This is a genomic window from Aequorivita sublithincola DSM 14238 (assembly GCF_000265385.1).
GTDB lineage: Bacteria > Bacteroidota > Bacteroidia > Flavobacteriales > Flavobacteriaceae > Aequorivita > Aequorivita sublithincola.
The window spans coordinates 275,001-294,794 of sequence record NC_018013.1 but is presented as its reverse complement, the minus strand read 5'-3'; the positions used below and the strand labels follow the sequence as shown (position 1 = coordinate 294,794).

17 protein-coding genes, 4 tRNA genes and 2 rRNA genes (1 of these 23 cut by a window edge) are annotated in these 19,794 nt (G+C 38.4%); 12 read left to right on the top strand and 11 right to left on the bottom strand.

Features of this window, described 5'->3' with window-relative positions:
• Window positions 1-65 precede the first annotated feature (65 nt).
• Both AEQSU_RS01420 and AEQSU_RS01415 read right to left on the bottom strand, forming a co-directional pair.
• A tRNA-Leu gene (locus tag AEQSU_RS01420) sits at window positions 66-148 on the bottom strand.
• A gap of 82 nt (window positions 149-230) precedes the next feature.
• Window positions 231-303 (bottom strand) — tRNA-Lys (locus tag AEQSU_RS01415).
• 226 nt (window positions 304-529) lie between these two features.
• Between AEQSU_RS01415 and AEQSU_RS01410 the strand changes: the two genes are divergently transcribed.
• Entirely contained in the window at window positions 530-1,051 is a 522-nt protein-coding gene (locus AEQSU_RS01410) for a shikimate kinase (protein ID WP_014781065.1), read from the top strand.
• On the opposite strand, the gene AEQSU_RS01405 is transcribed toward AEQSU_RS01410, so the two are convergent.
• Window positions 1,043-1,546, bottom strand: a complete 504-nt coding sequence (locus AEQSU_RS01405; RefSeq protein WP_014781064.1) for a phosphoribosyltransferase family protein — start codon at window positions 1,544-1,546, stop codon at window positions 1,043-1,045. The genes AEQSU_RS01410 and AEQSU_RS01405 overlap by 9 nt on opposite strands.
• Before the next feature lie 27 nt (window positions 1,547-1,573).
• A complete protein-coding gene (locus AEQSU_RS01400) occupies window positions 1,574-1,960 on the bottom strand; it encodes an RNA-binding S4 domain-containing protein (RefSeq protein WP_014781063.1) in 387 nt (128 codons plus the stop codon).
• A 76-nt stretch (window positions 1,961-2,036) separates the two neighbouring features.
• Here AEQSU_RS01400 and AEQSU_RS01395 point away from each other — a divergent pair, with 76 nt between their 5' ends.
• Window positions 2,037-2,954 carry an FKBP-type peptidyl-prolyl cis-trans isomerase gene (locus AEQSU_RS01395; protein ID WP_245529099.1) on the top strand — a complete coding sequence of 306 codons (918 nt, stop codon included), beginning with the start codon at window positions 2,037-2,039 and terminating at the stop codon, window positions 2,952-2,954.
• 84 nt (window positions 2,955-3,038) lie between these two features.
• On the opposite strand, the gene AEQSU_RS01390 is transcribed toward AEQSU_RS01395, so the two are convergent.
• Window positions 3,039-3,992 carry a transketolase family protein gene (locus AEQSU_RS01390; protein ID WP_014781061.1) on the bottom strand — a complete coding sequence of 318 codons (954 nt, stop codon included), beginning with the start codon at window positions 3,990-3,992 and terminating at the stop codon, window positions 3,039-3,041.
• Between the two features lie 17 nt (window positions 3,993-4,009).
• Window positions 4,010-4,855 carry a transketolase gene (locus tag AEQSU_RS01385; RefSeq protein ID WP_014781060.1) on the bottom strand — a complete coding sequence of 282 codons (846 nt, stop codon included), beginning with the start codon at window positions 4,853-4,855 and terminating at the stop codon, window positions 4,010-4,012.
• Window positions 4,856-5,097: 242 nt separating this feature from the next.
• Between AEQSU_RS01385 and tgt the strand changes: the two genes are divergently transcribed.
• The 6 genes from tgt (at window position 5,098) to AEQSU_RS01355 (ending at window position 12,235) form a co-directional block, all read left to right on the top strand.
• Window positions 5,098-6,228, top strand: coding sequence for a tRNA guanosine(34) transglycosylase Tgt (gene tgt / locus AEQSU_RS01380; protein ID WP_014781059.1), 1,131 nt, complete (start codon window positions 5,098-5,100; stop codon window positions 6,226-6,228).
• Between the two features lie 2 nt (window positions 6,229-6,230).
• Window positions 6,231-7,310, top strand: coding sequence for an LptF/LptG family permease (locus AEQSU_RS01375; RefSeq protein WP_014781058.1), 1,080 nt, complete (start codon window positions 6,231-6,233; stop codon window positions 7,308-7,310).
• Entirely contained in the window at window positions 7,297-8,199 is a 903-nt protein-coding gene (locus AEQSU_RS01370; protein WP_014781057.1) for a DMT family transporter, read from the top strand. The genes AEQSU_RS01375 and AEQSU_RS01370 overlap by 14 nt, the downstream gene beginning before the upstream one ends.
• A 51-nt stretch (window positions 8,200-8,250) precedes the next feature.
• Window positions 8,251-9,204 carry an acetyl-CoA carboxylase carboxyltransferase subunit alpha gene (locus AEQSU_RS01365; RefSeq protein ID WP_014781056.1) on the top strand — a complete coding sequence of 318 codons (954 nt, stop codon included), beginning with the start codon at window positions 8,251-8,253 and terminating at the stop codon, window positions 9,202-9,204.
• A 168-nt stretch (window positions 9,205-9,372) separates the two neighbouring features.
• Window positions 9,373-10,929: a replicative DNA helicase gene (dnaB, locus tag AEQSU_RS01360; protein WP_014781055.1), complete on the top strand. Its 1,557-nt coding sequence runs from the start codon at window positions 9,373-9,375 to the stop codon at window positions 10,927-10,929.
• A 46-nt stretch (window positions 10,930-10,975) separates the two neighbouring features.
• Window positions 10,976-12,235, top strand: coding sequence for a hypothetical protein (locus tag AEQSU_RS01355; RefSeq protein ID WP_014781054.1), 1,260 nt, complete (start codon window positions 10,976-10,978; stop codon window positions 12,233-12,235).
• Here the strand turns inward: AEQSU_RS01355 and AEQSU_RS16040 are convergent.
• The 5 genes from AEQSU_RS16040 to thrS form a co-directional block, all read right to left on the bottom strand.
• Window positions 12,232-13,179, bottom strand: coding sequence for an OmpA family protein (locus AEQSU_RS16040; protein WP_014781053.1), 948 nt, complete (start codon window positions 13,177-13,179; stop codon window positions 12,232-12,234). The two genes, AEQSU_RS01355 and AEQSU_RS16040, sit on opposite strands and share 4 nt — an antisense overlap.
• Before the next feature lie 109 nt (window positions 13,180-13,288).
• Window positions 13,289-13,633 (bottom strand): 50S ribosomal protein L20, encoded by a 345-nt coding sequence (rplT, locus tag AEQSU_RS01340; RefSeq protein ID WP_014781052.1) that lies wholly within the window; start codon window positions 13,631-13,633, stop codon window positions 13,289-13,291.
• A gap of 120 nt (window positions 13,634-13,753) precedes the next feature.
• Complete coding sequence (gene rpmI, locus AEQSU_RS01335) at window positions 13,754-13,951, bottom strand: 50S ribosomal protein L35 (RefSeq protein ID WP_014781051.1); 198 nt, start codon at window positions 13,949-13,951, stop codon at window positions 13,754-13,756.
• Window positions 13,952-14,090: 139 nt separating this feature from the next.
• Window positions 14,091-14,603, bottom strand: a complete 513-nt coding sequence (infC, locus tag AEQSU_RS01330) for a translation initiation factor IF-3 (RefSeq protein ID WP_083834425.1) — start codon at window positions 14,601-14,603, stop codon at window positions 14,091-14,093.
• A gap of 58 nt (window positions 14,604-14,661) precedes the next feature.
• Window positions 14,662-16,608, bottom strand: a complete 1,947-nt coding sequence (gene thrS / locus AEQSU_RS01325) for a threonine--tRNA ligase (RefSeq protein WP_014781049.1) — start codon at window positions 16,606-16,608, stop codon at window positions 14,662-14,664.
• A 728-nt stretch (window positions 16,609-17,336) separates the two neighbouring features.
• On the opposite strand from thrS, the gene AEQSU_RS01320 reads away from it, so the two are divergent.
• The 4 genes from AEQSU_RS01320 to AEQSU_RS01305 form a co-directional block, all read left to right on the top strand.
• Window positions 17,337-18,860, top strand: a 16S ribosomal RNA gene (locus AEQSU_RS01320).
• Between the two features lie 164 nt (window positions 18,861-19,024).
• Window positions 19,025-19,098: transfer RNA gene (locus AEQSU_RS01315), tRNA-Ile, on the top strand.
• A gap of 179 nt (window positions 19,099-19,277) precedes the next feature.
• Window positions 19,278-19,354 (top strand) — tRNA-Ala (locus AEQSU_RS01310).
• Window positions 19,355-19,584: 230 nt separating this feature from the next.
• Window positions 19,585-19,794 (top strand): 23S ribosomal RNA (locus tag AEQSU_RS01305); it runs 2,626 nt beyond the window's last position.
• The 16S and 23S rRNA genes sit together here with 2 tRNA genes alongside, the layout of an rRNA operon.

Here is a 19,794-nt window from a genome sequence, read left to right as displayed (position 1 = left end):
CTGTTTAAAAGAAATACTTATTCTCTAAACAATTTTATAACCTATTACTTGAAAGACAAACTCTGTACCCGGAATGGGACTTGAACCCACACGTCCTGAGGACACATGGCCCTCAACCATGCCTGTCTACCAATTCCAGCACCCGGGTGGATACTTATTTATTTGAAGCGATTTATAAAAATTTGCCTTAAATAAAAAAAAGTTAAACCGTGGGCTTAACTTTTTTTTTGTGACCTGGCTGGGGCTCGAACCCAGGACCACCTCCTTAAAAGGGAGGTGCTCTACCAACTGAGCTACCAGGTCTTCCGTATTAATGCTTGCCCGCCTTATCGGTAGGCGGGTGCAAATATACTATCATTATATTTATTTTTCAAAACGAAAATCAAATAAATTTGATAAAAATTCAAACCTATTGACAGACAGGGGTTCACAGATGCATTTTTTGTTTTAAAATGTGATTTTGCATATAAATTCTTTAAAATTCAACAAGCAACTTGCTCCTTCAGATTAAAAATCTGTACTTTGAATTATGAAAATCGTCTTAATAGGATATATGGGAAGTGGAAAATCTTCAGTAGGAAATAAGCTTGCTGAAGTTTTGAAGATTCCATTTAAAGATATGGATGCCGAAATTGAGAAGAATGAAGGCATTTCGATCTCCAAGATTTTTTCTGAAAAGGGAGAGATCTATTTCAGAAAAGTGGAAAATAGAGTTTTAAAAAAAATACTAACACAATCAGAAGCCTTTGTTTTGGCAACTGGCGGAGGTACGCCGTGTTACGGAGATTCGATGGATTTTATATTAGAACAGGACGATGTGGTAACTGTATATTTAAAAACACCATTGGAGGTTTTAACAATGCGCTTATTTTCAGAAAAGGAAAATAGGCCTTTACTAACACATCTTAAAACGGAAGAAGACCTAAATGATTTTATAAGAAAACATCTTTTCGAAAGAGGATTCTATTATAATCAATCAGAAATGATAATTGATGTTGGCTCTGAAAAAATTGTGAAAACTGTTGAGAAAATTCTTTTGAAACTATTCTAAAACCGCTCTATCATTATTCTTTTCAAAAATCACAGTAACATTTTCATTAAGTGACGTGGAAAGAGAAATTCCTTTAAAGTCCGCCTTTATTGGAAATTTTTTATGGTTTCTATCTACAAGTACGGCGGTTTTAAACTGTTTTAGCGGAACTTCAAGAAAATGTTTGACGCCATAAATTAATGTAGTTCCAGAATGAAGCACGTCATCTACTAACAGAAGGGATTTATTGGTATAATCTTCTTTTTTCAAAGAAGTTGTGATCGGATTGGTTGGATCTTTTTTGTCGACGATTACTTCGCAAAGCACTGCTTTAATAGGCGAAATTTTTTCCAACTCAGTTTTTAGCTTTTTAGCAAAGAGAAAACCATTGTTCACAATTCCTGCAATCACAACCTCCTTTTCATCTACATTGGTTTCGTAAATTTGGTAGGCAATCCGTTTTATCTTGTGAGCTATCTGTGTTTTGTCTAGAATAACTGTGTTTATTTCCTGCATCTGCTGCTTTTTTTTCAAATATAGTTATTAACCTTCGTTTTCATCTTCTGGAGATTCCTTAAAATCGTCAATATCTCTTCGGTCTTTTTTGGTGGGTCTGCCTACGCCTTTTTTCCTGTAATATGTTTTGGAATATTGAAGCAATTCATTTGTTTCAAACGCTTCTTTAGGAGTTTTGTCTTTTCGGTAAAGATCAACAAGCTTGGCCCCAACGCGGCTCGGGGGTATATCTAAAACTTCTATTTGATAATTTATCTGTTCCTTCCGAAGTGTGATAACATCACCAGGATAAACATCTCGGGAAGGTTTCACTATGTCCCCATTTATACGCACCGAACCTTTTTTACAGGTCTGGGTCGCGATATTTCTGGTTTTTTGATACCGAATGCACCACAAATATTTATCAATCCTCATACAATTATCCTAAAAACTACGTTAATGTATAATACAAAAATAACTGAAAATTGTATCTTGCGCCCACAAAAAATTGATGATGATAAAAATTAAATACGGAGTAGCTTTATTAGTAACATTGCTTATTGTTACGGTTTCGTGTAAAAAGGATGATAACGATGGTCCGGTTGGACCTCCACCTCACGATCGTGGAGAAGAAGCCGCAATAGCACAAACTGAGATTGAAGATTTTCTGGCTACACACTTTTATAATTATACTGAATTTGAAAACGACCCAGAAAACTTTAAATTGAGGTTTGATACTATTCCTAAAGGTAATACAGACATTATCCCTTTAATGGATCAGGTTGATTTTTTAAAGGTGACAGATTTAGTTGACAAATCTGTTGAATATACGCTTTACTATTTAGTAGTTCGTGAAGGAGGAGGAGAGAAACCTCATTTTTCAGATTACACAACAAATACCTATGATGGAAGACTTTTAAACCTTGATTTGTTTGATAGTGCCGTAACCCCTGTTCGTTTCAATTTAGTAGATTCAAATATGAGTGCAGGTATAATTCGAGGTTTGCAGCAAGCTATGATTCAATTTAGAGGAGCAACTAATGTGATGTCTAACCCTGACGGTACTTTGACTTTTGAAAACTATGGTATTGGAGCCGTATTTGTACCTTCGGGATTGGCGTATTTTCAATATCCACCTGTTGGTAATTTGAAAGCTTATGAACAACTTGTTTTTTCTTTTGAATTATTCGGTGTAGAAGTTGCAGATCACGACGACGATGGAATAGATTCCTACCTTGAAGACCTAAACGGAAATGGTTATTTGTTTGACGATGATACAGACGGCAATGGTGTTCCTAATTATTTAGATACTGATGATGACGGAGATGGAAGACTTACAAAAGACGAGATTGAAATAATAAACGGTGTGGTTAATTATCCAGATAAAAACGGAAACGGCACTCCAGATTATTTAGATCCAACAATTTAGAAAATACAATTTTGCAATATAAAGAAAGCCCCGTTCAATCTGAACGGGGCTTTTCAATTTATAAAGAATTTTTAATTCAGCTTTTTATTTTCTTGCAATTACTTTTTTAGCAGCATTCACAATAGCTGCAGCGTTCAAGCCATATTTATCCATCAATTGTTCTGGAGTTCCAGATTCGCCAAAAGTGTCTTGTGTGGCTATGAATTCTTGCGGAGCAGGATGTTGGGTAGAAAGAACACGTGCTACACTTTCACCTAAACCACCAAGGAAATTGTGTTCTTCAGCGGTAACGACACAACCTGTTTTTTTAACGCTTTTCAAGATTGCTTCATCATCCAAAGGTTTTATGGTGTGAATGTTTATTACATCTGCGGTGATTCCGTTTTCGTTTAAAGTTTCTGCAGCTTGCAACGCTTCCCAAACTAGATGGCCAGTGGCGATTATTGTAACGTCAGTTCCTTCTTGCAATTGAACCGCTTTTCCTATTTGAAAATTTTGGTCGGCAGGAGTGAAGTTTGCCACTTTCGGTCTTCCAAAGCGAAGATAAACTGGACCTTCAAAATCTGCGATGGCAATGGTTGCTGCTTTGGTTTGATTGTAATCGCAAGTATTGATTACCGTCATTCCTGGTAGCATTTTCATCAACCCAAGATCTTCAAGAATTTGATGTGTTGCACCATCTTCACCTAAGGTAATACCAGCGTGGGATGCGCAAATTTTTACGTTTTTCCCACTGTAAGCAACACTTTGACGAATTTGGTCATAAACCCTTCCGGTGGAAAAGTTTGCGAAAGTTCCCGTAAATGGAATTTTTCCGCCAATGGTCATTCCGGCTGCAATACCAATCATATTCGCTTCTGCAATACCAATTTGAAAGAATCGCTCTGGATAATTTTCTTTGAAATCGTCCATTTTAAGCGAGCCAGTTAAATCTGCGCAGAGAGCAACTACATTTTTATTTTTCTTTCCAAGTTCGGTAAGTCCGTCGCCGAAACCTGAACGTGTATCTTTTTTGCCTGTATCTGTATATTTTTTCATCTGAAATGTTTTCAATTTTAATAATCTCCCAAGGTTACAGGATTTTGTGAAAGTGCTTCTTCCAACTGTTGGTCATTCGGAGCTTTTCCGTGCCAGTCGTGCGTGTGCATCATAAAATCTACGCCGTTACCCATTACCGTATGAAGCAAAACACAAACTGGTTTTCCGTTGCCAGTTTTTTCCTTGGCTTTCTTCATTCCAGCAATAATGGCTTTTAAATCGTTTCCTTTTTCAATATCCATCACATCCCAGCCAAAAGCTTCAAATTTCGCTTTTACATTTCCTAAAGGAAGTACATTCTTTGTAGAACCGTCAATTTGCTGACCGTTTAGATCTATGGTAACAATCAAATTGTCCACATTATTTCCAGCGGCATACATAATTGCTTCCCAGTTTTGGCCTTCTTGCAATTCGCCATCGCCACAAAGTGTGTAAATAATGTGCTTGTCTTTGTTCAGTTTTTTAGCAAGAGCCGCTCCAATTGAAGCTGAAATACCCTGCCCCAAAGAACCCGACGCAATGCGAATGCCAGGCAAACCTTCGTGAGTTGTTGGATGTCCTTGCAAACGTGAATTTAAAAGGCGGAAAGTATTCAATTCTTCCACTGGAAAATAGCCTGCTCGTGCCAAAACACTATAAAATACAGGAGAGATATGTCCGTTGGAAAGGAAAAAGAGGTCTTCATCTTTGCCATCCATTGTGAAATTTTCGTTGCGTTCCATCAATTCATTGTATAATGCAACAAAAAATTCGGTACAACCCAAAGAACCTCCGGGATGCCCAGAATTTACTTTATGTACTTGTCTTAAAATATCTCTTCGGACTTGAATTACCAAATTTTCGAGTGCTTTGTAATCTGCCATAATGTGTTTTAATTTTCAGTGTCAAAAGTAAGGTATTCAATGAGCCTTACAAAGCTGAAGCGTTTGCTTTTATTAACGATTTCAATGTTTTGTTAACATAGGAGCTGGATGATTGATGACGGATGATGGAAGTTTTCATCCGTCATCCGTCATCGAGCACCCGTAATGAAATTTTGTCATTTGGAATTTGGGATTTGGAATTTAATAACTGTTATCTTTGCCCCCTCAATAAAAAATGCTGAATGCAGTTTAAATTAGAAGCAACAGATTTACAAAGCAATGCTCGTGCTGGAACAATAACTACAGATCACGGAGTGATTGAAACTCCAATATTTATGCCTGTTGGTACCGTTGGCACCGTAAAAGGAGTGCATCAGCGCGAATTGAAAGAAGACATTAACCCAGATGTAATTCTTGGAAATACTTATCATTTATATCTGCGACCACAAATGGCGGTGCTTGAAAAAGCCGGCGGACTTCATAAATTTATGAATTGGGATCGTAATATTTTGACGGATAGTGGCGGTTATCAAGTGTATTCGCTTTCGGCAAATAGGAAGATTAAGGAGGAAGGTGTTAAATTCAAAAGTCATATTGACGGTAGTTATCACTTTTTCACACCTGAAAATGTAATGGAAATCCAACGCACCATTGGTGCAGACATTATTATGGCTTTTGACGAATGTGCGCCATATCCGTGCGAATACAATTACGCAAAACGCTCGATGCATATGACGCATCGTTGGTTGGATCGCTGCATAAAACATTTGGAAAAAACGCCTTTGAAGTATGGTTATGACCAAACTTTTTTCCCGATTGTTCAAGGAAGCACTTATAAAGATCTTCGGAAACAATCTGCAGAATACATTGCTTCCGTTGGCGCAGAAGGAAACGCCATTGGCGGACTTTCAGTTGGCGAACCAGCTGAGGAAATGTATGAAATGACTGAAATAGTAACTGCTATTCTTCCAAAAGAAAAGCCGCGCTATTTAATGGGTGTTGGTACTCCAATAAATATTCTGGAAAACATCGCTCTGGGGATTGATATGTTCGACTGCGTAATGCCAACTCGAAATGGTAGAAATGGAATGCTTTTTACTTCCGAAGGAATTATCAATATCAAAAACAAAAAGTGGGAAGCAGATCTTTCAGCTATTGACCCAATGGGAATTACTTGGGTAGATACAGATTATAACAAGGCCTATCTTCGTCATTTATTTACCGTGAACGAAATGTTGGGAAGGCAAATAGCTACAATTCACAACTTAGGGTTCTATTTATGGTTGGTTCGTGAAGCCAGAAAACATATCTTAACGGGTGATTTTGCCCAATGGAAAAACGGCATGGTTAAAAAACTAGATCAAAGATTATAACGATGCTCAGCATACTGGACAGATACATATTAAAGAAATATTTGGGCACTTTTTCGCTCCTGTTATTGCTGTTCATACCTATTGGAATTACCGTTCACCTAGCAGAAAAGATTGACAAAATTTTAGATAACGAAGTTCCTTTTTCAGAGGTAATGATTTATCTCTATAATTTCACAATCTACTTTGCGAACCTACTTTTTCCGTTGTTTCTTTTTCTTTCAGTTATTTGGTTTACTTCAAAATTGGCTAATAATACTGAGGTAATTGCTTTTTTGAGTTCTGGCGTTTCGTATTACCGTTTTCTTCGGCCATACCTTATTGGAGCAACTATTGTCTGCATTTCGGCACTTATTTTCAGTATGTATTTGGCGCCAAAAGCCAGCAAAGGTTTCAATGAATTTGCTTACGATTATCTTAAGAAAGGAAAGCAGGATAGGGACCAAAGCAACGTTTATACACAGATAAACGACAACGATTACATTTATGTGAGTTATTTTAATGTACAAGAAAAAATAGGTAGCAACTTCACTTTGGAACATTTTGAAGGAAACAAAATGACCTATAAAATTTCCGCTGGACAAATAAAATACAACGATGAAGACAGCACCTATACATTAACCAATTATAACAAACGAAAAATTGGCGAAACCGCAGATATACTTGAAACCAAGAACAAACTAGACACCGTTTTCGGTTTTACGATGGAAGATCTAACGCCCGTAACTTACATTGCGGAAACGTTGAATTTCTCGGAATTAAACGATTTTATCAAAAAGGAAAAGGCGCGCGGTTCTTCTTATATTAATAGGTATGAAGTGGTGCGTTACAAACGCTGGAGCTTACCGGTTTCGGCATATATTTTAACCATTATTGCTGTTGCGGTTTCCTCCGTAAAACGACGCGGCGGAATGGGGGTAAACCTAGCCATTGGTATAAGTATTGGAATGGTTTTTATATTTTTCGATAAAATTTTTGGAACTATGGCCGAGCAAAGTGATTTTTCACCTTTTATAGCCACTTGGTTCCCTAATTTCGTGTTCGCAATTTTAGCAATCTATCTTTTACGAAATGCGAAACGATAAGCTCCTAAATTACTTACATCTACATTTTATAGTTTTCATCTGGGGGTTTACTGCCGTTTTGGGTGCGTTGATTTCCTTGGAAGCCATTCCGCTGGTTTGGTATAGAATGCTTTTGGCAACAATCATAATTTTTGTTTTTCTGAAGTTTAGAAAGGAGAAATTGAAGTTTTCATTAAAAACTTTGAGCGGTTTCGCCTTGGCGGGAATAATAATCGCACTGCATTGGCTTACGTTTTTTGGAGCAATAAAGGCTTCAAATGTATCAGTAACACTCGCCGTGCTTTCCACAGGAGCATTTTTCGCTTCACTTTTGGAACCACTTCTTTACGGAAGAAAAATAATTTTATACGAAGTGTTATTCGGATTAGTAGTAATAGCAGGACTTTACGTTATTTTTGATGTGGATTCTTCAAACTCAATAGGAATTATTTTAGCACTTATTTCAGCATTTTTGAGTGCGCTTTTTTCAGTAATCAACGGAAAGTTTGTTTTGAAGCACAAAGCTTCGGCTATTTCCTTTTATGAATTGATGTTCGGTGTAATTGGAATAAGTATTTATTTAGCTTTTGCAGGAAAATTCACAACAGAATTTTTCACGGTTTCTGCACACGATTGGATATATCTTGCTATTTTGGCTTCGGCTTGCACGGCCTATGCGTTTATAGCTTCCATCCATGTTATGAAATGGATAAGTCCTTACACAGTAATGCTTACTATAAATATGGAACCGGTTTATGGTATCATTTTGGCGCTCATTATTTTAGGAGATTCTGAAAATATGAGCCCACAATTTTATTATGGTGCTTTGATTATTCTTGCAACTGTAATTGCAAACGGAATTATTAAAATTACACAAGAAAGAAAACGCAGAAGATTGACCAACACCTAAAACAAAATTTTATCTTTGTAAACCAACCTTTATAAAACGAAGGAAATTATTATGGAATATCTTGATTTTGAACTCCCTATAAAAGAATTGCAGGAGCAATTTGAAAAAGCCTGTCTCATTGGTACTGAAAGCGATGTAGACGTATCAAACACCTGCAAACAGCTAGAAAAGAAACTAAACGACACCAAAAAGGATATATATAAAAACCTTACTCCTTGGCAGCGCGTGCAACTTTCCCGTCATCCAGACCGTCCATACACCATGGATTATATTAACGCTATTTGTGGCGAATCTTTCCTTGAACTTCACGGTGATCGCGGGTTTAAAGACGACAAAGCAATGGTTGGTGGCCTCGGAAAAATCGGCAATCAAAGTTATATGTTCGTAGGCCAACAGAAGGGTTACAACACTAAAACACGCCAGTTTAGAAACTTCGGGATGGCAAATCCTGAAGGATATAGAAAAGCATTGCGCTTGATGAAATCTGCGGAAAAATTCAATGTGCCCGTAGTTTGCTTCGTAGATACTCCTGGGGCATTCCCAGGGTTAGAAGCTGAAGAGCGCGGACAAGGTGAAGCCATTGCCCGAAACATTCTTGAAATGACACGCCTAAAAGTGCCAATTATTGTAATCATTATTGGTGAAGGTGCAAGTGGCGGCGCATTAGGAATAGGCGTTGGCGATAAAGTATTGATGCTTGAAAATACTTGGTATTCGGTAATTTCTCCAGAAAGCTGTTCTTCAATTTTATGGCGAAGCTGGGAATTTAAAGAACAAGCTGCCGAAGCCTTAAAACTTACAGCCAAGGATATGAAAAAATTAACCTTGATAGACGAAATAGTAAAAGAACCTTTGGGCGGAGCACATAGCAATCGTGAGAAAACTTTTACAACCGTTGCAGGCGCAATTGAAAAGACTTATAAGGAATTAAAAATGTTATCCCCAACCGATCTTGTAAAAAAGAGGATGGAAAAATATTTAGAAATGGGCGAGTTTAAAAGTTAAAACTAACCATAGCTTATCTTTAGAAAAATCCGAGGTGGGAGCCTCGGATTTTTTTAGCGGTTATCAACAATATTTTGGAGTTATTAACAGTTCAATTGTTGATGACTGGTTAACATCGCAACTCACAAAACCAACTCTTCCTCTTAACATTTTATATATTTTCGCTTAATGGAAAAAATTAAATCTCAAACCAGTTTTTCAACTCGCTCTACGCCGGTCATATCGCTTGAAAAAGGTAAAATACCACCGCAAGCCATTGATTTAGAGGAAGTTGTTCTCGGTGCTTTGATGATTGATAAGAAGGGAGTAGATGAAGTAATAGATATCCTACATCCTGAAGTTTTCTACAAACAAGCCCATCAACACATCTTTGAAGCCATTCATAAACTGTTTGAGGACAGTCAACCAGTGGACTTATTAACCGTTTCTGCTCAACTTAAGAAACAAGGCAAAATAGAATTAGTTGGAGGTGAGTTTTATTTGATACAATTGACCCAAAAAGTGTCTTCTTCAGCACATATTGAGTTCCATGCACGCATCATTCTTCAGAAATACATTCAAAGAAGTTTGATAAAGATTTCAAACGAAATAATTGAAGATTCCTATAATGAAAGTACAGATGTTTTCGACCTTTTGGACAATGCGGAGTCAAAACTATATGAAGTAACGCAAGGAAACATTAAGCGTTCCTCTGAAACTGCTCAGAACCTTGTAATTCAAGCAAAGAAAAGAATTGAAGAAATAGCGAACAAAGAAGGACTTTCAGGAATTCCTTCAGGATTCGCAAAAGTAGATAAGCTAACTTCTGGATGGCAGCCAAGTGATTTAATAATTATCGCAGCTCGTCCAGGTATGGGTAAAACTGCCTTGACGCTTTCAATGGCGCGAAATATTGCAGTGGAACATAATATTCCCGTGGCGTTTTTCTCTTTGGAAATGTCCTCAGTACAACTTATAACGCGTTTAATTTCATCAGAAACCCAGTTGAGTTCAGAAAAACTAAGAACTGGGAATCTTGAAAAACACGAATGGGAACAGCTAAACGTAAAAGTAAAAGGATTAGAAAAAGCACCTTTATTTATAGATGATTCTCCCTCATTATCAATATTCGATTTACGAGCAAAAGCGAGAAGACTTTCTTCACAACACGGTATTAAACTTATAATTGTAGATTATTTGCAATTGATGACTGCCGGCGGAAGCTCAAAAGGAGGGAACCGTGAACAAGAAATTTCTACCATTTCCAGAAATTTGAAAGCGCTTGCTAAAGAATTGAGCATTCCAGTAATTGCACTTTCCCAACTTTCACGTGCCGTGGAAACTCGTGGTGGTAGCAAACGACCGTTGCTTTCAGATCTTCGTGAATCTGGAGCAATTGAGCAGGATGCAGATATTGTTTCGTTTATTTATCGTCCCGAATACTACAAAATTGACGAGTGGGATGATGAGGAACACACTCCAACCGCTGGACAAGCAGAATTCATAGTGGCCAAGCACCGTAATGGTGGTTTGGATGAAATACGGTTGAAGTTCATCGGTCATCTAGGTAAATTCGAAAGCCTTGCAGATTACGATAATATGCCAACAGAAATTCATTCAAGAATGAACGATGCAGCAAATGACGATACTTTTAAAACTAAGAATCTACCTTCTCCCAACGAAGCCTTCGGAAGTTCTATGAATGATGATTTTTCCGTGGAAGAGGATAATGATGTGCCGTTTTAATAATCTGTAAGTACTTTGGCTTAAAAATTGTCGTTATATTCGTACCATGACACGTTTTATTATAATCATATTCTTACTTCTTTTTTCAATAAAAGCTTCTGCTTCTTACATCCTAATCCCGATGGATGCTGAAAGCCAAAAGGAACATCTAAAAGCCTACGGAATTACGTATTGGGTGCTAGAGAAGCAACAAAAAGTGAAATGGTTGCTCAACTATCGTGGTGGTTCTTTTTTGATGCCAGATTCTCCCGAAATCCAAAAAGAATGTCAGATTCGCGGAGTTTCATTTGAAGTAATTTCCGATAGCAAAACGGAACAGATTCTTACCGATATTAGCAGTCCTTCCAAAAACATGGATGCTGTAGTTCTTGAAAAAGCACCAAAAGTTGCAGTGTATTCTCCAAAAGGAAACCTTCCGTGGGATGATGCAGTTACAATGGTTTTGACCTATGCCGAAATTCCCTACACCGTTATTTATGATGAAGAAGTTTTGGGCGATCAATTGATTCTTTACGATTGGCTTCACTTGCACCACGAAGATTTTACTGGTCAATACGGAAAATTTTACCGTGCATATCGTTCCGCGCCTTGGTATATTGAAGAAAAAAATAAGGCTGAAGCTCTTGCAACAAAATTAGGCTTCAACAAAGTTTCCGATGAAAAACTGGCGGTTGCCGAAAAGATTCGCGATTACGTAATTGGCGGAGGATTTATGTTTGCAATGTGTAGCGCAACGGATAGTTTTGACATAGCTCTTTCTGCTGCAGGACTTGATATTTGCGAACCCATGTTTGACGGCGATCCAAGTGAACCGAACTACCAAAGCAAAATAGATTACAATAAAACTTTTGCTTTTAAAGATTTCATTCTAGAACGAAGCCCGATGGTTTATGAGTTTTCCAGCATTGATATGACTGAAAAGCGAAAGGTTTCTAAAGAATCTGATTATTTCACATTAATGGATTATTCTGCCAAGTGGGATCCAATACCAACAATGCTTTGCCAAAACCATACTTCATTAGTAAAAGGTTTTATGGGGCAAACCACAGCTTTTGATTCCGATGAAATTAAAGCCAATGTTTTGGTAATGGGTGAAAACAAAACCAATGGAGAAGCTCGCTACATTCACGGAATTAAAGGAAAAGGATTCTTTACTTTCTACGGTGGTCACGATCCGGAAGATTACCAACATAGAGTAGGGGACGCTCCAACGGAATTGGCTTTACATCCAAAATCTCCTGGATATCGACTAATTTTGAACAACGTTTTATTTCCTGCGGCAAAAAAGAAAAAGCAAAGAACTTAATTGTTCTTTAAACTTTCGTAATAAGCTTTTGGCGGTAAAACGGTAATTTCCACCCGTCTGTTCAATTGTTTGTTCGCATCACTATCATTCGGAACTCTTGGTTTACTTTCTCCCAAAGCTCTAGTTTCAAAATCATATAGAGAAGACGCTCCAAAAATTGCTATCAATCGATCTTTTACTGAATCACATCTGTTTTGGGAAAGTAGAATATTCGATGCTTCATCACCATCGCTATCGGTATGGCCTTCAATTAAAATAGTTGCATTATCAACTTTTTGGATGGTTTTCACCAAGGAATCTAGAGTTTGTTTGGCGGTTTCCTTTAAACCATATTTTGCAACATCAAAAAGAACGTCTGCACTTATAGTTAATTTTATTACGCTGTTTATTGCGCCGATGGCATCAATATCTGCGCCCGCACTAATGCTTCGGCAAAGTTCTTTCATGTCAGTTATACGAAGGAAATAGAACACTGTTTCGTCATCAACTCCAGCTTTACTAAGTTCAATAGACGATTTTCCGCCTGCTATTTTTCCGGCATAAACCCAATCCGTTCCGTTTTGAGAAATTTCTACTTTAGCAGCTTCTCGTGATGGTCCAACTTCAAAAATGTATAAGTCGTCACCAGGAAGATTCATAAAACCGTTGTCTATAAATTTCACCGTTAAAGAGCCCCCACAACCCAACGAAACAAAATTTGGGGTTTGGTAATTTTTATAATTCGGTTCGTGAAGACATTGAAAGCTATCTCTGTACTTCTTAATTGAGGCAGGTGAACCAACTTTGAATTCAACTAATGAATCTGCAAATGAAATTTTCCCCAAGGGAAGATAGATAGATTCATACCTATCAACTCTATATAATTTCCCTGTTCCTTTTTGAGCAAAAATGAAATTTCCCCAAATTGAAAAGACTATTAAAAGAAGAAAACTATAACGGAACATTCATTCTATTTTTAACGAAGATACTGATTCTACTTTATTTGAAGTTTTCACATAAAAAAACCGCCTCATTGCTGAAGCGGTTTTTAGGCGAAATAATATTGTTAGTGTCTTATTTTACTTGTTTTACAACTGCGGCAAAAGCCTCTGGGTGGTTCATAGCCAAATCTGCCAAAACCTTTCGGTTAAGTTCGATTCCACTACCTTTTAAACTTCCCATAAATTGTGAATAAGACATTCCATGCTGTCTTGCACCCGCGTTGATACGAGTAATCCATAAGGATCTGAAATTTCTCTTTTTTGCACGACGGTCACGGTATGAGTAAAGCATTGCTTTATCCACAGCGTTTTTAGCAACTGTCCATACGTTTTTACGTCTTCCAAAGTAACCTTTGGCTTGTTTAAGAACCTTTTTTCTGCGGGCTCTCTTCGCAACTGAATTTACTGATCTTGGCATAATTTTAATTGTTTTTTGTAGCAGGCGATTCGTAAACACTGATTACTAATCACTGAGTACTGAATACTTTTTTTGGGCTCTACTCCAGGGTTTAAATAATTGTTTTAACCGGTGAAGAAATTACTTCAATCGAAGCATTTGTTTCACATTGCTCTCGTCTGCTTGGTGTACCAAACCGTCGTGAGTTAATTTTAGCTTACGTTTTTTGCTCTTCTTTGTTAAGATGTGGCTTTTAAACGCATGCTTTCTTTTGATCTTTCCAGTACCTGTAAGCTTAAAACGCTTTTTGGCACTAGATTTTGTTTTTTGTTTCGGCATGTTTCCTACTTTTTATTTATTATTTCGCTTTATTGTAAACTTCAAATTCAATTAAAATCTGAAGTATTTTTATCTGAATCAATTTTGATTACTGAACGGCACGCGATAAATCGCCGAGCCTACTGACCACTGCTACTGCCTACTTTTTTTTAGGCGCAATGAACATAATCATTCGCTTACCTTCCAATTTTGGCATTTGTTCCACTTTTCCGAATTCTTCAAGATCTCGGGCAAGACGTAAGAGTAAAATTTCACCTTGGTCTTTGTAAATGATTGAACGTCCTTTAAAGAAAACGTATGCCTTCAATTTTGAACCTTCCTGCAAAAACTTTTCTCCGTGTTTCTTTTTAAACTCGTAATCGTGATCATCTGTATTTGGGCCGAACCTGATTTCTTTAATGGTAACCTTGGTTGCTTTAGCCTTTAGGACTTTTTCACGTTTTTTCTGTTCGTAAACAAACTTTTTATAGTCTATTACTTTACAAACTGGTGGGCTGGCATTTGGTGAAATTTCAACAAGATCGAGTTCTTGCTCTTCAGCAATTTCACGTGCTCTTTTTAAGGGATAAACCCCGATTTCAACATTGTCTCCTACAAGGCGTACCTCTTCAACACGAATCTTTCCATTGATTCTGTGTTGATCTTCCTTAATTATCCTTGCGGGACCTCTACTTCTTTTTCTTCGTATTGCTATGACTAGTATATTTTAATTAAACATTAAATTCTTTTGATTCTGCTTTTACTGCTTGTTGAATCAATTCTGAAAAAGCTTTTAGTGTCATTGTGCCTAAATCCCCTTCCCCGTGTTTACGTACAGAAACCGTTCCATCTTTTTCTTCTTGTTCTCCTACAATCAGCATATATGGGATTTTGTTCATTTCAGCCTCCCTAATTTTCTTGCCAATTGTCTCATTCCTGTTGTCAACAAGGGCGCGAATTTCGTCATTTTCAAGCAAATCTAAAACTTTTTGGGAGTATTTTTCATATTTTTCACTTAATGATAAGATACTCACTTGTTCGGGCATCAACCAAAGCGGAAAGTTTCCGCCAGTGTGTTCTAATAATATAGCCACAAAACGTTCCATACTACCAAATGGCGCACGGTGAATCATAACGGGTCTGTGCATCTCGTTATCACTCCCTTTGTACTCCAATTCGAAACGTTCAGGAAGGTTGTAATCTACTTGAATTGTTCCCAATTGCCAGCTTCTTCCAAGAGCATCTTTCACCATAAAATCCAGTTTTGGACCATAGAACGCGGCTTCACCGTATTCAATTTTATAGTCGAGTCCTTTTGATTCTGCGGCATTAATGATAGCTTTTTCGGCTTTTTCCCAGTTTTCAAGACTTCCTATATACTTTTCAGGCTTTTCTGGATCACGTAATGAAACTTGAGTGTAGAAATTTTCGAAACCTAAAGATCCGAAAACATATAAAACAAGATCAATTACTTTTTTAAATTCGTCATCCAATTGATCTGGAGTACAAAAAATATGTGCATCATCCTGAGTAAATCCACGAACACGAGTCAAACCGTGTAATTCGCCACTTTGCTCGTATCGGTAAACTGTACCAAATTCTGCAAAACGCTTTGGTAAATCTTTGTAAGACCAAGGTTTGCTGTTGTAAATTTCGCAGTGGTGTGGACAGTTCATTGGTTTCAGCATAAACTCTTCACCTTCATTAGGAGTTTTTATAGCTTGAAAACTGTCAGCTCCGTATTTTGCATAGTGGCCAGAAGTAACATAAAGTTCTTTTTGACCAATATGAGGCGTAATTACCATTTCATAACCCGCTTTTTTCTGGGCTTTCTTTAGGAAATTTTCAAGTCTTTCACGTAAAGCAGCTCCTTTTGGTAGCCAAAGAGGTAAGCCTTGTCCAACTTTCTGCGAAAAGGTAAAAAGCTCTAGCTCCTTTCCAAGTTTTCTATGGTCACGTTGTTTAGCTTGCTCTAATAATTCAAGATATTCGGTTAGGTCTTTTTGCTTGGGAAAGCTGATTCCGTAGATACGAGTAAGTTGCTTGTTTTTTTCGTCACCGCGCCAATATGCACCTGCAATGCTCATTAACTTAATTGCTTTCACAATTCCAGTATTTGGAATATGTCCGCCACGACATAAATCTGTAAACGTATCATGATCGCAGAAAGTGATTGTTCCATCTTCTAGATTTTCAATCAGCTCTACTTTATATTCGTTGCCTTGTTTTTTATAATAATCCAAAGCATCTGCTTTTGAAGATTCACGCAAAGAAAATTCAAACTTTCCTCGCGCAATCTCAAGCATTTTATCTTCAATCTCTTTTAAGTCTTTTTCTGCGATAGTCTTGTCGCCGAAATCTACATCATAATAAAAACCGTTTTCAATGGCTGGACCAATGGTCAATTTAATACCAGGATATAACTGCTCTAAAGCCTGGGCTAGAATATGTGCGGAAGAATGCCAAAATGCTTTTTTACCTTCCTCGTTGTTCCATGTATATAGTACAAGACTTCCGTCTTCCATTAATGGGGTGGTAGATTCAATAGTTGTATCGTTAAAGGATGCTGAAATTACATTTCTAGCAAAACCTTCGCTAATATTCTTGGCTACATCCATAGGCGTAACTCCTGCATCAAAATGCTTTACACTTCCATCTGGTAAGGTAATGGCTATCATATACTGAAAAATTTTAGGGTGCAAAGATACTATTAGTTTCGGCAGTTTGCAATAATCAGATAATGGATTATCATGATTTTTTGGGCGTTCCCAATAACCGAAAATGGTTATTGGTCAGGCTTTCACTACTCGCTTCCCAATGCGCTTTTTCAGCGCATTGGGAGAGCTCAAACATGCCGTTCAATCCTTAACGCGGTCACAATCTTGAAAATAGCCTATATATTAAGGTATACTTAAATATAAATTTATTTTTCAGGTTAAATAATGCAATAACAAAGGGTTAGTAAAATGTGCAAAATTTATTTCAAAAAAACTTCAAATTAAGTTTGTTGGAATAGAAAAGGGTTCTATATTTGCACCCGCTTAGAATACGAGCTATGGTTTGTAGGGAAGCGAAAAAGTTCTTTTAAAATTATTTTCAATTATTTTCACAAAAAGTATTGTGGGATTAAAAAAGAGTTTTATATTTGCACCCGCTTAGCGATAGGCGCGTTCATAAAAATGGTGAAATGGTAGTGATAGAAGCGGTTCGAGTCCGTAGCACCGACAAATTGACTCTCTGTATTAGTATAGGGAAAAGTTCATTGAGATATTGAAATTGACAGCGTAGATTAACATTCGAAAGAATGTTGATCAACAAAGAAACTAAACTAAGTAAGATTTTCTGAGATTTTTTTGAGGGAGTCGAGCTCTTACTGAAGTATGGTCGCAATATTATTGAAGATTATACGATGAAGAGTTTGATCCTGGCTCAGGATGAACGCTAGCGGCAGGCCTAACACATGCAAGTCGAGGGGTAGAAAGTGCTTGCACTTTTGAGACCGGCGCACGGGTGAGTAACGCGTATGCAATCTACCTTATACAGGGGAATAGCCCAGGGAAACTTGGATTAATGCCCCATAGTCTATATTGAGAGCATTTGATATATAGTAAAGATTTATCGGTATAAGATGAGCATGCGTACCATTAGCTAGTTGGTGTGGTAACGGCACACCAAGGCAACGATGGTTAGGGGCCCTGAGAGGGGGATCCCCCACACTGGTACTGAGACACGGACCAGACTCCTACGGGAGGCAGCAGTGAGGAATATTGGACAATGGGCGAGAGCCTGATCCAGCCATGCCGCGTGCAGGAAGACTGCCCTATGGGTTGTAAACTGCTTTTTTACGGGAAGAAACACCGCTACGTGTAGCGGCTTGACGGTACCGTACGAATAAGGATCGGCTAACTCCGTGCCAGCAGCCGCGGTAATACGGAGGATCCAAGCGTTATCCGGAATCATTGGGTTTAAAGGGTCCGTAGGCGGACGTCTAAGTCAGTGGTGAAATTCTGCAGCTCAACTGTAGAACTGCCATTGATACTGGTCGTCTTGAATCGTTGTGAAGTGGCTAGAATATGTGGTGTAGCGGTGAAATGCTTAGATATCACATAGAATACCGATTGCGAAGGCAGGTCACTAACAACGTATTGACGCTGATGGACGAAAGCGTGGGGAGCGAACAGGATTAGATACCCTGGTAGTCCACGCCGTAAACGATGGATACTAGCTGTCCGGCACACATTGGTGTGCTGGGTGGCCAAGCGAAAGTGATAAGTATCCCACCTGGGGAGTACGTTCGCAAGAATGAAACTCAAAGGAATTGACGGGGGCCCGCACAAGCGGTGGAGCATGTGGTTTAATTCGATGATACGCGAGGAACCTTACCAGGGCTTAAATGTAGTCTGACAGGATTGGAAACAGTCTTTTCTTCGGACAGATTACAAGGTGCTGCATGGTTGTCGTCAGCTCGTGCCGTGAGGTGTCAGGTTAAGTCCTATAACGAGCGCAACCCCTGTTGTTAGTTGCCAGCGAGTCATGTCGGGAACTCTAACAAGACTGCCAGTGCAAACTGTGAGGAAGGTGGGGATGACGTCAAATCATCACGGCCCTTACGTCCTGGGCCACACACGTGCTACAATGGCAGGTACAATGGGCAGCCACTGCGTGAGCAGGAGCGAATCCACAAAACCTGTCTCAGTTCGGATCGGAGTCTGCAACTCGACTCCGTGAAGCTGGAATCGCTAGTAATCGGATATCAGCCATGATCCGGTGAATACGTTCCCGGGCCTTGTACACACCGCCCGTCAAGCCATGGAAGCTGGAAGCACCTGAAGTCCGTCACCGCAAGGAGCGGCCTAGGGTGAAGCTGGTAACTAGGGCTAAGTCGTAACAAGGTAGCCGTACCGGAAGGTGCGGCTGGAACACCTCCTTTCTAGAGAAAGACGACCGAATATTCAACAAAGAGAAGACTCTTATAAAGGATTAAAGGAGTCTTGCTTGGTTTAGCTGTCAATTTTATAATATTATGGTCAACAGGTTAAGTCTTCGGTATATCAAAACTGATTACTGAACACTGAACATTGGAGACTTTCACAGAGTCCCATAGCTCAGCTGGTTAGAGCGCTACACTGATAATGTAGAGGTCGGCAGTTCGAGTCTGCCTGGGACTACAAAAGAATGAATAAGGAATAATGTCGAATGAATAATAGCAGTATTATACATTAATCATTACACTTTAAACATTCAAAACACGTTCATTAAATACATATTGAAGGAAATTTTAGAAGTTGGGTTTGTTGCGAGTTTAAATACTCATAACTCATAACTAATAACTCATAACTAAAGAAATGGGGGATTAGCTCAGCTGGCTAGAGCGCCTGCCTTGCACGCAGGAGGTCATCGGTTCGACTCCGATATTCTCCACCACGGACAGAATCCAACATACGAGTACCAAAGAGTTATTTCATAATACTTGCGGTGAATATTGCGGAGGTCCAGACAGTTCATTGACATATTGGAAACAAAGAATACGAGAAAAGTAATAATTAAAGAAGTACGCAGTACGAAGTAATTAGTACGCAGTTTTTAAACTGAATACTGACCACTGAATACTGAATACTGAAAATTTGAATAACTCATTAAAAGAGCAAAAAGTACAATAAGCAAAATAAGGGCGTATGGGGAATGCCTAGGCTCTCAGAGGCGAAGAAGGACGTGATAAGCTGCGAAAAGCTGCGGGGATTGGCACATACAAATTGATCCGCAGGTATCCGAATGGGGCAACCCAGTACATTGAAGATGTATTATCCGCAAGGAGGCAAACCCGGGGAACTGAAACATCTAAGTACCCGGAGGAAGAGAAAACA

What these genes read in the sequence shown, in the direction of transcription:
- AEQSU_RS01385 (WP_014781060.1), bottom strand. Translation starts at nt 4,855, where the DNA reads ATGGCAGATTACAAAGCACTCGAAAATTTGGTAATTCAAGTCCGAAGA.
- AEQSU_RS01375 (WP_014781058.1), top strand. Translation starts at nt 6,231, where the DNA reads ATGCTCAGCATACTGGACAGATACATATTAAAGAAATATTTGGGCACT.
- rpmI (WP_014781051.1), bottom strand. Translation starts at nt 13,951, where the DNA reads ATGCCGAAACAAAAAACAAAATCTAGTGCCAAAAAGCGTTTTAAGCTT.
- AEQSU_RS01365 (WP_014781056.1), top strand. Translation starts at nt 8,251, where the DNA reads ATGGAATATCTTGATTTTGAACTCCCTATAAAAGAATTGCAGGAGCAA.
- AEQSU_RS01370 (WP_014781057.1), top strand. Translation starts at nt 7,297, where the DNA reads ATGCGAAACGATAAGCTCCTAAATTACTTACATCTACATTTTATAGTT.
- AEQSU_RS16040 (WP_014781053.1), bottom strand. Translation starts at nt 13,179, where the DNA reads ATGTTCCGTTATAGTTTTCTTCTTTTAATAGTCTTTTCAATTTGGGGA.
- AEQSU_RS01410 (WP_014781065.1), top strand. Translation starts at nt 530, where the DNA reads ATGAAAATCGTCTTAATAGGATATATGGGAAGTGGAAAATCTTCAGTA.
- AEQSU_RS01390 (WP_014781061.1), bottom strand. Translation starts at nt 3,992, where the DNA reads ATGAAAAAATATACAGATACAGGCAAAAAAGATACACGTTCAGGTTTC.
- dnaB (WP_014781055.1), top strand. Translation starts at nt 9,373, where the DNA reads ATGGAAAAAATTAAATCTCAAACCAGTTTTTCAACTCGCTCTACGCCG.
- AEQSU_RS01355 (WP_014781054.1), top strand. Translation starts at nt 10,976, where the DNA reads ATGACACGTTTTATTATAATCATATTCTTACTTCTTTTTTCAATAAAA.
- thrS (WP_014781049.1), bottom strand. Translation starts at nt 16,608, where the DNA reads ATGATAGCCATTACCTTACCAGATGGAAGTGTAAAGCATTTTGATGCA.
- tgt (WP_014781059.1), top strand. Translation starts at nt 5,098, where the DNA reads ATGCAGTTTAAATTAGAAGCAACAGATTTACAAAGCAATGCTCGTGCT.
- AEQSU_RS01400 (WP_014781063.1), bottom strand. Translation starts at nt 1,960, where the DNA reads ATGAGGATTGATAAATATTTGTGGTGCATTCGGTATCAAAAAACCAGA.
- AEQSU_RS01405 (WP_014781064.1), bottom strand. Translation starts at nt 1,546, where the DNA reads ATGCAGGAAATAAACACAGTTATTCTAGACAAAACACAGATAGCTCAC.
- rplT (WP_014781052.1), bottom strand. Translation starts at nt 13,633, where the DNA reads ATGCCAAGATCAGTAAATTCAGTTGCGAAGAGAGCCCGCAGAAAAAAG.
- AEQSU_RS01395 (WP_245529099.1), top strand. Translation starts at nt 2,037, where the DNA reads ATGATGATAAAAATTAAATACGGAGTAGCTTTATTAGTAACATTGCTT.